The following is a 13,029-nucleotide window of genomic DNA, read 5'->3' on the forward strand; positions in this document are numbered from 1 at the left end:
GCGGGGTGCGGCGTCACTGCAAAGTCGCATGCCGCCGACAGCGGAACAAGAGCCGGTGCGGTATAAAAACGGTACGATTCCGACCTGCGCGGCCGCGGTGGCGCCCGCACCGACGCCGCGCCTTATTTGCTGCAGTGCAGCGTGCCATGCTCGCCGGGGAGACGCTTCCGACATGCTCGAACTCGCAGTCGCCTATCCGATCCGGGTCCAGAACGGCGGCCTGTTCATTTCGCGCGGGGTCGGCGCGCATCCGACGCGGGTGATCCAGTCCTACGAGCTGATCTTCGTCGAGCGCGGCACCTTGTCGATCCGCGAGCAGGACGAGGATTTCCACATCGGCCCCGGCGAGACCCTGATCCTGTGGCCGGGCCGCGAACATGCCGGCCTGGGCCGCTTTTCCGACGAGCTGCGGTTCTACTGGGTGCATTTCGAACTGGCGCCGAGCGCGGTCGCCGCGGACGAGGCGACGCTGCTGTCGATGCCGCAGCGCACCGCGATCCGCGACCCGGAGCGGTTCGTCGGCCTGTTCCGCTGGTTCCTCAGCGAGCAGGAAGAACGGCGCACCTTGCCGATGCTGGAGCCGATCGTGCTGTCGATGCTGCAATGCGTGGCCGGCGCCTGGCCCGATCCGCACGACTCCGATCGCGCCGGAGTCGCGCTGGCGTACCGCGCCAAGCAGCTGATCGGCACCCAGTTCCACACCGCGCTCACCGCCTCCACGCTGGCCGCGCAGCTGCATTGCAACCCGGACTACCTGGGCCGCATCTACCGCCGCGCGTTCGGCACCACGCTGACCGAGGCGATCCATCGCCAGCGCATCGCCTTCGCCGAGAAGTTGCTGCTGGTGAACACCTGCACCGTCGACGAAGTCGCGCAGCGCGCCGGCTTCAGCGATGGCGGCTATTTCCGCCGCATCTTCCGCCAGCGCCTGGGCATGACCCCGAGTGCGTATCGGCGGCTGTATTGCAAGGAGCACATCAACTCGGGGTGAGCGCGGGCTCGGCGCGGCCTACACAGCGCCTTGCCTAGACTGCGCCGATCTTCCGGGGAGCGTGGGCATGAAGAAGGCGCTGAAATGGGGCGGTGTGGCGGTGGCGGCATTCCTGCTGGCCTCGCTGGCGGCGCTGTACGGCTACGGCCGCTTCGCCGACCGCGCGCAGGGGCGGGCCAGCCATGCCTTGCCGGCGACCGCGCTGCGCACCCCGATCGACCGGGTGGTGGCGCCGCTGACCGCCGCACATCCCGGGCACAGCGGCATGGTGATCCTGCCCGACAACGTCGAGGCGTTCGCGGTGCGCGCGGCGGCCGCGCGCGCGGCCGGGCGCAGCCTGGACCTGCAGTACTACATCTGGCATGCCGATTTCACCGGCAACCTGCTCTACAACGAGCTGTTGCGCGCCGCCGACCGCGGCGTGCGGGTGCGCCTGCTGCTGGACGACATGAACGTGCACGGCAGCAAATCGGTGCTGGCCGCGCTGGACCGCCACCCGCTGATCGAGGTGCGGCTGTTCAATCCGACCCGCGCCCGCGAAGGCACGCTGATGCGCGGCGTGGAACTGGTGCTGCGGTTCTTCAGCGTCAACCGGCGCATGCACAACAAGGCCTGGATCGCCGACGGGCGCATGGCGGTGGTGGGTGGGCGCAACGTCGGCGACGAATACTTCGATGCCGCGCGCGATACCAATTTCATGGATACGGATGTGGCGGTGGTCGGGCCGGCGGTGACGCAGGCCGAGCAGATCTTCGACGCCTACTGGAACAGCCGCACCGCAGTGCCGCTCGGCGCGCTGGTGCAGGCCGACCCGGAGGCGCTGCCCAGGCTGCGCGCCAGCATCGATGCCGGGTTGGGCTCGGCGCGGGCGCATCCCTACGTACAGCGCCTGCGGCAGGCGCCCAGCGTGCGCAACCTGGTCGAAGGCGAGCGCCCGATCCACTGGAGCGCCGAGGCGTCGATCGTGTCCGACCCGCCGGAAAAGGCCGAAGGCGCGCCGCCGCGCGCGGACTGGATGACGCCGCGGCTGGTCGGCGAGATGGCGCGCGCGCAGCGCGAACTGGCGCTGATCTCGCCGTACTTCGTGCCGGGCGCGGAGGGCATGCGCTGGATCGGCCAGCTGCGCCAGCGTGGCGTTGCGGTCGGCGTGCTGACCAATTCGCTGGCGGCCAACGACGTGATCGCGGTGCATGGCGGCTATGCCGGCTACCGGGTGCCGCTGCTGCGCCAGGGCGTGGCGCTGTTCGAACTCAAGCCGCAGGGCGATCCGGGCGGCAGCCTGTTCGGCTCGAGCGGCGCCAGCCTGCACACCAAGGCGTTCGTGGTCGATGGGCAGGAAGGCTTCATCGGCTCGTTCAATCTCGATCCGCGCTCGATGAATCTCAATACCGAGATGGGCTTGCTGTTCCGCGACCGCACGGCGGCGGCCGAACTCGAGCGGCTGTACCGGACCAAGGTGTCGGCGCCGGTCAGTTACCGACTGGCGTTGCAGGACGGGGAGTTGCGCTGGCACGACGCGGCGGTGCGGCCGCCGAAGACCTGGGAGCGCGAGCCGGAAGCCGGCCTCTGGCGGCGTGCGGCGGCACGGGTGATCGGCTGGTTGCCGGTGGAGTCGCAGTTGTAGGGCGATGCCTGCGCATCCTGTAGGAGCGGCTTCAGCCGCGACAGGCGATAGGTGGTACCGACTGAGTCTGTCGCGGCTGAAGCCGCTCCTACAGGGGCAGCATTTCTGTGTGGAGACTGGGCTAGGTCAGCTGCTGCACGATCTCGCGCGCCATCGAACCCAGCGGCAGGATCTTTTCCGCGCCGCCGCGCTTGATCGCTTCCTTGGGCATGCCGAACACCACGCTGCTCTGTTCGTCCTGGGCCACGGTGCGCGCGCCGGCCTGGCGCATCTCCAGCAGGCCGACCGCGCCGTCGTCGCCCATGCCGGTCATGATGATGCCCAGCGCATTGCCGCCGGCGGCGCGCGCGGCGGAACGGAACAGCACGTCCACCGACGGCCGGTGCCGGTTCACCGGCGGCCCGTCCACCACCTCGACGAAATACTGCGCGCCGCTGCGGCGCAGCAGCATGTGCTTGCCGCCGGGCGCGATCAGCGCCCGGCCCGGGACCACGCGGTCGTTGTTGGCCGCTTCCTTCACCGCGATCTGGCACAGGCTGTCCAGCCGCGCGGCGAACGCGGCGGTGAACTTCTCCGGCATGTGCTGGACGATGACGATGCCGGGGCTGACCCGCGGCAGCGCGGTCAGCACTTCCTCCAGCGCCTGGGTGCCGCCGGTGGAGGTGCCGATCGCGATCACCCGTTCGGTGGTCTGCGCCAACGGGCGCCCGCCCTGCGCCGGCAGGATCACGTCGGCGTTGTGCTTGACCTCCGCTTCCACCGCCGGCGCGGCGCTGCGCGCGGCCAGGCGCTTGACGTTGGCGCGCGCGGCGGTGCGCACGGTGGCGACGAGTTCGTCGGCCGAATCGGTGAGGAACTGCTTCAGCCCGAGCTTGGGCTTGGTCACCACCGCCACCGCGCCGGCGGCCAGTGCATCCATGGTCACCCGCGCGCCCTTTTCGGTGAGGGTGGAGCAGATCACCACGGGGGTGGGGCGCTCGCTCATGATCTTGCGCAGGAAGGTGATGCCGTCCATCTTCGGCATTTCCACGTCCAGCACGATCACGTCCGGCCATTGCTGGCGCATCTTGTCGATCGCCAGCAGCGGATCGGCGGCGGCGGCGATCACCTCGATCCCGGGCGCCTCGTTGAGCACCGCCACCAGCACCTGGCGCACTACCGCCGAATCGTCGACCACCATGGCCTTGATCGTCGTCGTCATCGGTCGTTCCTTGGAAAAGCGGCAGCAGGGTTCATGGTTTGCGATAGACCGACGGCGCCACCTGCACGACCTCGTTGTTGACGTCGTTGAGGCTTTCCGAGTGGCCGATGCAGAAGATGCCGCCGCGCTTGAGCACCGACAGCACCCGCGCGACCACCTCGCGCTTGGTCTGGCCGTTGAAGTAGATCATCACGTTGCGCAGGAAGATCACGTCGAACTGGCCGAGGTTGGGCAGCGTCGCATTGAGGTTGGCGTGCAGGAAGCGCACGTGGTCGCGCAGCTTGCGGTCGATCAGCAGGCTGCCTTCGTATTCGCCGCGGCCTTTCAGGCAGTAGCGCTTGAGCAGCGCCGGCGGCATGTGCTCGATGCGCTGCAGCGGATAGTGGCCGGTGCGCGCCTTGGCCAGCACGCGGGTGCTGATGTCGGTGCCGACCACTTCGTAGGGGCGTCCCTGCAGCGCGTCGTCCAGCACCATCGCCATGCTGTAGGCCTCCTCGCCGGTGGAACTGGCCGCGCTCCAGATGCGCAACGGCGCGCTGCCCTTGTGCTCCAGGGCCAGCTTGCGCAGCAGTTCGAAGTGCTTGGGCTCGCGGAAGAAGTAGGTCTCGTTGGTGGTCAGCAGGTCGATCGCGGTCTGCACTTCGCCGCTGCCTTCGCGGCTTTCCAGCAGCTTCAGGTACTGGGTGTAGGTCTGCAGCGAGTGCGCCTTCAGGCGCTTGCCCAGGCGCCCGCACAGCATCGCCTTCTTGGCCGGGGAAATGGTGATGCCGGCCGCGTCGAAGATGAAGCGCTGGAACTTGCCGAATTCCTGCTCGGTGATGGTGTCGGTGCTGGTCATGATGGTCCGGAAGTCAGTGATGCGGCGCTTGCGCCGAAGTGGGGCCGTGTTCCTGCAGGCGGGTCTGGTGCTCGATCAGCCAGTTGGTCAGCGCGCCGCCGCCCATCGGCCGCGCCAGCAGATAGCCCTGGCCCAGGTCGCAACCCAGTTCCTGCAGCAATTGCCAGTCCTCGACCGTCTCGATGCCTTCGGCGACGGTGCTCAGGCCCAGCCGTTGCGCCATGCCCAGCGCCGATTCCAGCACCGTGCGCAGATTGCGGCTGCGGTGTGCGTCGTGCACGAAGATGCGGTCGATCTTCAGTTCGGTGAAGGGGATGCGGGTCAGCTGCTGCAGCGAGGAAAAGCCGGTGCCGTAGTCGTCCAGCGACAGGCCGAAACCCTGCAGCCGCAGCCGCGCCAGCATGCCCAGCGCGCTGGCCTCGACCAGCGAGCTTTCGGTGATCTCCAGGATCACGTCGGCCGGCACTAGCCCGTGGCGGCGCAGTTGGGTATGCAGTTCGTCGAGCAGTCCCGGGTCCTGCAGCAGGCACGGCGACAGATTGATCGCCAGGGTCAGGCGGAAGCCGGATTGCTTCCAGGTCGCCAGCCGCGCCATCGCCTGGTCGGCGACGCTGGCGGTCAGCGCATGGATCAGGCCTTCGCGTTCGGCCAGGGCGATGAAGCGGTCCGGCGCGATCTGCCCGTTCTGCGGATGCCGCCAGCGCGCCAGCGCTTCCACGCCGCCGACCTGGCCGCTGCGCATGTCCACCTTAGGCTGGTAGGCCACTTCGATGTCGCCGCGGCGCAGCGCCTCGTGCAGCATCGCCGCGTCGGTGGAGTCGCCGGCGCCGGCGTCGTTGCGCGCGGCCGTCGGCGGCTGCGGGTGCGCCTGCAACGCCGCATCGAGCTCGGCTGCACGCAGCGGCTTTTCCAGGCCGGCCAACACCTGCAGGCCGCTCGCGCGCCCGACCTGCAGCACCGAATCGATCAGCGCCGCGCCGCGTTGCGAAGCGACCACGATCGGCACGCGCACGTTGCAGCGCGCCAGCGCATCGAGCAGCTGCACGCCGTCCATGCCGGGCATTTCCAGATCCACGATCAACAGCCCCGGCGCCGGTCCCTGGCTCACCCGCGCCAGCGCCGCGTGGCCGTCCGGCACGCCCTCCACCGCCACCGCGCCCAGCCGCAGGCACAGGGCGAGCGCGTGCTCGCGCTGGACATGGCTGTCGTCGACGACCAGGACCGTACCGAATTGGCTGAGCGTGGCGATTTCGGGGACGAGCGACATGCGGATTCCGTCGGTGGACAAGGGCTGGGCGCGGCGCGAAGCGCCACGCCACACGGGGAACTCAGGCGGCCATGCCTTCCTCGACACCCGACTCGATGCCGGCCATGGCGACGAACTCCTGGGTGGACAGCGCCGCATCGGCATCGAGCAGGATGACGAAGCGCTCGCCGACCTTGCCCATGCCGTGGATGAAATCGCGGCGAATGCCGGCGCCGAACGCCGGGGCCGGGGCGATGTCTTCGGCGGCGATCTCCAGCACTTCGCTGACCGCGTCCACCAGCAGCCCCAGCACCTGGCGCTCGTTGCCGTTGGCGACTTCGACGATGACGATGCAGGTGCGCTTGGTGACCTCGCTGGCGTCGCGGCCGAAACGCTGTTGCAGGTCCACCACCGGCACCACCGCGCCGCGCAGGTTGATCACCCCGCGCAATGCCGGCGGCATCATCGGCACGTCGGTCGGCGTGCGGTACTCGATGATTTCCTTGATGCCGAGGATGCCGACGCCGAACATCTCCTTGCCGAGCAGGAAGGTCAGGAACTGGTTGGGAGCGAGATCGGCGTCGCCGAACGGCACGGGCGATTCTTGTGCGGTCATGGCCTGTCCTCAGAAGGTTTCGAAATGGGCTTCGTCGGGCATGCCACCGGCCAGCGCGAGCCGGCTCTCGGCGAAACGCCCCGACGGCTTGCGTGCAGCGGCACGCGGCGGCTGCGGTTGCGGCCGCCGCGCGCTGGAAGCGGCGGCACGGCGCGCCGGTGCCGCGCCGGCGAGCTTGAAGAAGCTCATCAGCTGCTGCAGTTGCTCGGCCTGGCCGCTCATTTCCTCGGCGGTGGCGGCCAGCTCCTCGGAGTTGGACGCGGCCTGCTGCGTGGTCTGGTTGAGCTGGCTGACCGCGCTGTTGATCTGGCTCACGCCGGAGGTCTGTTCCTCGGAAGCGGCGGTGATCTCCTGCACCAGGTCGGAGGTGCGCTTGATCGACGGCACCATCTCCTCGAGCAGCTTGCCGGCGTTCTCGGCCAGTTCGACGCTGGAGCCGGCGACGTCGCCGATCTCCTGCGCGGCGATCTGGCTGCGTTCGGCCAGCTTGCGCACTTCCGCGGCGACCACGGCGAAGCCCTTGCCGTGTTCGCCGGCGCGCGCGGCCTCGATCGCCGCGTTCAGCGCCAGCAGGTTGGTCTGGTAGGCGATGTCGTCGATGATGCCGATCTTCTGCGCGATCTGCTTCATCGCGTGCACCGTGGCGCGGACCGACTCGCCGCCGTCCAGCGCCTGGCTGGAGGCCTTGCTGGCCATGCCGTCGGTGACTTTGGCGTTCTCGGTGTTCTGCGCGATCGAGGCGGTCATCTGCTCCAGCGAGGCGCTGGTTTCCTCCACACCGGCGGCCTGCTCGCTGGCCGCCTGGCTCAGCGACTGCGCGGTGGCGCTGACTTCCTCCGAGGCGCTGGCCAGGGATTCGGCGCTGCCGTTGACCTCGTTGACCACCTGCGACAGGCGCGCGATGGTGTCGTTGACGTAGTTCTTCATCTCCGCATAGGCGCCATCGTAGGACTTGTCGATGCTCTGGGTCAGGTCGCCCTCGGCCATCGCGCCCATCACCCGCACCACGTCGCGGATGCTGTCGCCGGTGGTGACGACCAGCTCGTTCAAGCCCTGGCCCATCTCGCGCTGGAAGCCGGCCAGGCCGTCCAGCGTGACCTGTTCGGAGAAGTCGCCGCGGTTGGCGGCCTGGACCACGCGGCGTTGGCCGTCGATGACCAGCTTCAGCCGCTCGACCATGCTGCGCATCGCGTACAGCGCGCTGCCGCTGTCGTTGGCGCGCACCTGTACTTCCAGCGCCAGGTCGCCCTGCGCCACCTTGTTGGCGATCTCGGCGACGTAGGCCGGCTCGCCGCCGAGCAGTCGGCTGAGGATGCGCACGATGAACACGGATACCACCACGCCGAGCAGCAGCGCGATCGCGATCGCCACCGCGATCAGCGTCCGCGACGAGGCATACAACGTGTCGGCGGCGGCACTGGCCGCGTCGCCGCCCTTGACGTTGAGGGCGACAAGCTTGGTCAGCGTGTCGGCGGTGCCGCGGTAGATCTCGCGCTGCTCGCCGTTGAGCAATGCCAGTGCCTCCTTAGTCTTGAGCTGGCGAGACAGATCGAGCACGCGATTGTGCAGCGCCATGTAGCGGTCGAACTTGGCCGAGAATTCCTCGTACAGCGCGCGCTCTTCGGACGAGGAGATCAGTTTGACGTAGCTCTGTCGGCTCTTGCCGAAGCTTTCGACGGTGCGCTGCATGCGCGCGTCGTAGTCCTGCATCTCGGCCGGGTTCTCGGTAATGACGTGCTGCAGTTCGTACAGGCGCAGCTGGGTGAAGCCGGCATTCATCTCCTGGATGTTGCGCACGCTGGGCAGCCAGTTGCCGGCAATGTCGGTGGACGATGCGTTGATCTTGGACATTTGCAGCATGGCGAAGCCGCCCATGCCGAGCATGAGCAGCAGTACCAGGCCGAAGCCCAGGCCGATGCGCGTTGCGATTTTCATGTTGCCGAACATAGAGGTGGTCTCTGGTAGCGGGAGGCGATTCCACGCATGGGCGCGGGCCGGTACAGTGGTAGGTGGATCAAAAGCTGTCGAAGTGGAGTTCGTCCGGGGCGGTCACCAGCGCCAGCCCGGCCTCGCCGTAGGTGCGCGGCCGGGCGTGTGCGGCCGCTTTCCTGCCGCCGCCAGTGCGCGCCACGCCGACCGGCCGGCGCGCCGGCGCCAGATAGTTGGTGCGGAAGAAGCCCATCAGCTGCTGCAGCTGTTCGGCCTGGCCGCTCATTTCCTCGGCCGTGGCGGCCAGTTCCTCGGAATTGGCCGCGGCCTGCTGAGTGGTCTGGTTGAGTTGGCCGACCGCGCCATTGATCTGGCTCACGCCCGAGGTCTGTTCCTCGGAGGCGGCGGTGATCTCCTGCACCAGGTCGGAGGTGCGGCGGATCGACGGCACCATCTGCTCGAGCAGCTTGCCGGCGTTCTCGGCCAGCTCGACGCTGGAGCTGGCGACATCGCCGATCTCCTGCGCGGCGATCTGGCTGCGCTCGGCCAGCTTGCGCACTTCCGCGGCGACCACGGCGAAGCCCTTGCCGTGTTCGCCGGCGCGCGCGGCCTCGATCGCCGCGTTCAGCGCCAGCAGGTTGGTCTGGTAGGCGATGTCGTCGATGATGCCGATCTTCTGCGCGATCTGCTTCATCGCCGCGACCGTGGAGCGCACCGCCTCGCCACCCTCGCTGGCCTCGCGCGAGGCCTTGGCGGCCATGCCGTCGGTGACCTTGGCGTTCTCGGTGTTCTGCGCGATCGACGCGCTCATCTGCTCCAGCGCCGCGCTGGTTTCCTCAACGCCGGCGGCCTGCTCGCTGGCCGCCTGGCTCAGCGACTGCGCGGTGGCGCTGACCTGCTCGGAGGCGCTGGCCAGCGCCTCGGCGTTGACGTTGACCTCGCCGACCACCTGCGCCAGGCGCGAGACGGTGGCGTTGAGGCTGTCGCACAGTTCCTTCAGCTGGCCCTGGCAGGCGACGTCGGCGGTGCGGGTCAGGTCGCCGTCCTCGATCGCCTTGAGCACCTTGCGCACCTCGTCGATCGGACCGATCACCGTGTCCAGGGTCTGGTTGACGCCGGCGACGATGCGGCGGAAGTCGCCGTGATGCAGGCTGGCATCGGCGCGCACGTCCAGGCGGCCGGCCGCGGCCGCGTCGACCAGCAGGTCGGTGTCGCGGATCAGCGCGCGCAGGTTGGTGCGCACCTGTTCGACGGTGTCGTTGATGAACGCCTTCTTGCCCGGGAAACGCTGCAGCGGTGCATCGAAGTTGCCGCGGCCGAACTCGGCGATGCAGGCCATCGACTGTTTCTTGACCGCGATGTGCCCGGCGACCATGCGGTTGATGCCGTCGGCCATGCTGCGGAAGTCGCCATCGAAGCGGGCGCTGTCGATGGTCACGTCGATATCGCCGGCGTCGTGCTCGGCGGACATGTGGTTCATCTGCGCGATCAGTCCCAGCAGGTTGCGGCGCACCTGTTCGATGGTGTCGTTGATGAACGCCTTCTTGCCGGGGAAGCGCTCCAGCGGCGCCTGGAAGTTGCCGCGGCCGAACTCGGCGATGCAGGCCATGGCCTTCTTCTTGGTCGCGATGTGGTCGCCGACCATGCGGTTGATGCCTTCGGCGATGGCGCGGAACTCGCCTTCGAAACGCTGACCGTCGATCACCACGTCGATGTCGCCGGCATCGTGTTCGCGGGTCATGCGCCCGATCTCTTCGCTGAGCAGGCGCACGCCCGACTGCACTTCGCGCAGCGCCAGCAGGATCTCGCAGGCCTGGTCGTTGCGCACCGTCGGCATCACCACGTCGAAGTTGCCGCGGGCGAAGCGCGCCAGGGTGGTGGTGGCGATGCCCAGCGAGCGCGAGATCGCATACGCCACGTAAGCGAGCACCGCGCCGCCCAGGATCGCCGTGGCGACGGCCAGTGCCAGCACCTGGCCTGGCGGCAGCGCCAGCGCGAAACCGGCCACGCTGGCTGCCAGGGGCAGCAGCGCGGCGACACAGCAGCCAGTCCATAGCTTTGCGGAGAGTGAGGTGGCGTTGGACATGACGGTGTACCTATGGCTGTTGGGTTGGCGCGTCCCGGCCGTGTCGCGGCCGATTCCGGGTGGCGGTTGCGGGGTCAGAACGTTTCGAACGCGGTTTCGTCCAGCCGTGCCGCCGCCGGACTGTTGCCGGCGAAGGCGCGCAGGCGCGGCGCCCGCGCTACCGGCGCTGGCGTGCGCCGCGGCAACGGGGTCGGGACGGACGCGGCAGTGGCCGGGTTGGTCTTGAAGAAGTTCATGAGCAGTTGCAGTTGTTCTGCCTGGCTACTCACTTCTTCGGCCGTGGCGGCCAATTCTTCAGCGTTGGCGGCCGATTGCTGCGTGGTCTGGTTGAGCTGGCCCACTGCGCAGTTGATCTGGCCGACGCCGGAGGTCTGTTCCTCGGAAGCGGCGCTGATCTCCTGCACCAGGTCGGAGGTGCGGCGGATCGACGGCACCATCCCGTCGAGCAGGCGCCCGGCGCTTTCCGCCAGGTCCACGCTGGACCCGGCCACGTCGCCGATCTCGTGCGCGGCGACCTGGCTGCGCTCGGCCAGCTTGCGCACTTCCGCGGCGACCACGGCGAAGCCCTTGCCGTGCTCGCCGGCGCGCGCGGCCTCGATCGCCGCGTTCAGCGCCAGCAGATTGGTCTGGTAGGCGATGTCGTCGATGATGCTGATCTTCCTGGCGATCTCCTTCATCGCCGCGACCGTGGCGCGCACTGCTTCGCCGCTCTCGGCGGCTTCGCGCGAGGCCTTGGCGGCCATGCCGTCGGTGACCTTGGCGTTCTCGGAATTCTGCGAGATCGAGGCCGTCATCTGCTCCAGCGACGCACTGGTCTCCTCCACGCCAGCCGCCTGTTCGCTGGCCGCCTGGCTCAGCGACTGCGCGGTGGCCGACAGCTGCTCGGAGGCGCTGGCCAGGGTGGCGGCGTTGCCGTTGACCTCGTTGACGATGCCGGTGAGCTTGTCGATGGTGGCGTTGACGTAGCGCTGCATGTCGGCGAAGGCGCCTTCGTAGTGGCCCTGCACCTTGCAGCTCAGGTCGCCCTCGGCGACCGCGCCCATCACCTTGATCACGTCGCCGACGCTGCGCAGGTTGCCGCGCGCCTGCTCGATGGTGTCGTTGATGAAGGCCTTCTTGCCGGGCAGCTGCGCCAGCGGCGCGTCGAAGTTGCCGCGGCCGAACTCGGCGACCACGCCCATCGCCAGTTTCTTGACCGCGATGTGTGCGGCGACCATCTGGTTGATGCCGTTGCCCATCGCGCCGAAGTCGCCCTCGAACTTGGCGGTGTCGATGACCACGTCGATGTCGCCCCTGTCGTGCTCGGCGGACATGCGATTGATCTCGGCGATCAGGTGCTTGAAGTTGCCGCGCACGTGTTCGACGGTGTCGTTGATGAAGGCCTTCTTGCCGGGCAGCTGCGCCAGCGGTGCGTCGAAGTTGCCGCGGCCGAACTCGGCGACCACGCCCATCGCCAGCTTCTTGACCGCGATGTGCGCGGCCACCATCCGGTTGATGCCGTCGCCCATGGCGCGGAAGTCGCCTTCCAGCCTGGCGGTGTCGATGGCCACGTCGATGTCGCCGGCGTCGTGCTCGGCGGACATGCGGTTGATCTCGGCGATCAACTGCTTGAAGTTGCCGCGCACGCGCTCGATGGTGTCGTTGATGAAGGCCTTCTTGCCGGGCAATTGCGCCAGCGGCGCGTCGAAGTTGCCGCGGCCGAATTCGGCGACCACGCCCAGCGCCAGTTTCTTGACCGCGATGTGCCCGCCGACCATGCGGTTGATGCCCTCGGCCATGCCGCGGAAATCGCCCTGGAACTGCGCGCTGTCGATGACCGCGTCGATCTCGCCGGCCTCGTGCTGGTCGGACATCCGGCGCATTTCCGCGATCAGCCCGGTCAGGTTGCGGCGCACCTGCTCGATGGTGTCGTTGATGAAGGCCTTCTTGCCGGGGAACGCGGCCAGCGGCGCGGCGAAATTGCCGCGGCCGAATTCGGCCACGCAATCGATCGCCTGCTTGTTCACGCCGATGTGCCCGGCGACCATCGCGTTGATGCTGACCGCCAGGTCGCGGTGGGTGCCGGGCCAGCGCGCCGGATCCAGCGCCGCATCGCACTCACCGGCGGCGTGCGCGCTGGCCATGTGGCTGACGTCGGCATGGAACCGGCGCAGGTCGGTCTGTGCGGTGCGCAGCAGCTGCGCCACTTCGTTGTCGGTTGCGGCGGTTGCCGGCACGATGTGCTCCAGGTCGCCGCCTACCAGCGCGTCCAGCCCGGCGGTGGCCAGGTTCAGCGTGCGCGCCGCGGCGAGCGCGGCCCAGCCCAGCAGGCCGGCGCCGGCCAGCGTCGCGACCGCGACCAGCGCCAGCGCGGCGCCCTGCGCGAGCGGAAGGAGCAGCGCCGTGGCGGCGGCAGCGGCGGGCAGGGCGACGGCGATGGCCGCGGTGTTCAATAACGTGGTCGCGATCCGTGAGCGATGAGACATGGCAGCGATTCCTGGCTAGCGTCTATGGGTGGT

9 protein-coding genes are annotated in these 13,029 nt (G+C 68.6%); 2 read left to right on the forward strand and 7 right to left on the reverse strand.

All coding sequences use genetic code 11. From position 1 onward, the window contains the following. Nucleotides 1-172: 172 nt before the first annotated feature. Entirely contained in the window at nt 173-991 is an 819-nt protein-coding gene (locus AB3X08_RS07655; RefSeq protein ID WP_369937371.1) for a helix-turn-helix transcriptional regulator, read from the forward strand. A gap of 67 nt (nt 992-1,058) precedes the next feature. Then, nucleotides 1,059-2,615 carry a phospholipase D family protein gene (locus tag AB3X08_RS07660; protein WP_369937372.1) on the forward strand — a complete coding sequence of 519 codons (1,557 nt, stop codon included), beginning with the start codon at nt 1,059-1,061 and terminating at the stop codon, nt 2,613-2,615. A gap of 121 nt (nt 2,616-2,736) precedes the next feature. Here AB3X08_RS07660 and AB3X08_RS07665 read toward each other — a convergent pair whose 3' ends face one another. The 7 genes from AB3X08_RS07665 to AB3X08_RS07695 all read right to left on the reverse strand — a co-directional run bounded on the left by AB3X08_RS07665 (nt 2,737) and on the right by AB3X08_RS07695 (nt 12,558). After that, entirely contained in the window at nt 2,737-3,816 is a 1,080-nt protein-coding gene (locus AB3X08_RS07665) for a protein-glutamate methylesterase/protein-glutamine glutaminase (protein ID WP_369937374.1), read from the reverse strand. A 31-nt stretch (nt 3,817-3,847) separates the two neighbouring features. Further along, entirely contained in the window at nt 3,848-4,654 is an 807-nt protein-coding gene (locus AB3X08_RS07670; RefSeq protein WP_369937376.1) for a CheR family methyltransferase, read from the reverse strand. Nucleotides 4,655-4,667: 13 nt separating this feature from the next. Next, nucleotides 4,668-5,927 (reverse strand): EAL domain-containing protein, encoded by a 1,260-nt coding sequence (locus tag AB3X08_RS07675; protein WP_369938474.1) that lies wholly within the window; start codon nt 5,925-5,927, stop codon nt 4,668-4,670. A gap of 55 nt (nt 5,928-5,982) precedes the next feature. Further along, on the reverse strand, nt 5,983-6,516 hold the full coding sequence (locus AB3X08_RS07680; RefSeq protein WP_369937378.1) for a chemotaxis protein CheW: 534 nt from the start codon (nt 6,514-6,516) through the stop codon (nt 5,983-5,985). Nucleotides 6,517-6,525: 9 nt separating this feature from the next. Next, entirely contained in the window at nt 6,526-8,451 is a 1,926-nt protein-coding gene (locus AB3X08_RS07685) for a methyl-accepting chemotaxis protein (RefSeq protein WP_369937380.1), read from the reverse strand. Between the two features lie 79 nt (nt 8,452-8,530). Further along, nucleotides 8,531-10,531, reverse strand: a complete 2,001-nt coding sequence (locus AB3X08_RS07690) for a methyl-accepting chemotaxis protein (RefSeq protein ID WP_369937382.1) — start codon at nt 10,529-10,531, stop codon at nt 8,531-8,533. A 74-nt stretch (nt 10,532-10,605) separates the two neighbouring features. Continuing rightward, nucleotides 10,606-12,558 (reverse strand): methyl-accepting chemotaxis protein, encoded by a 1,953-nt coding sequence (locus AB3X08_RS07695; protein WP_369938476.1) that lies wholly within the window; start codon nt 12,556-12,558, stop codon nt 10,606-10,608. Between the last annotated feature and the right edge of the window lie 471 nt (nt 12,559-13,029).

The sequence above is a fragment of the Xanthomonas sp. DAR 34887 genome, assembly GCF_041245805.1.
GTDB classification, from domain to species: Bacteria; Pseudomonadota; Gammaproteobacteria; order Xanthomonadales; family Xanthomonadaceae; genus Xanthomonas_A; species Xanthomonas_A tesorieronis.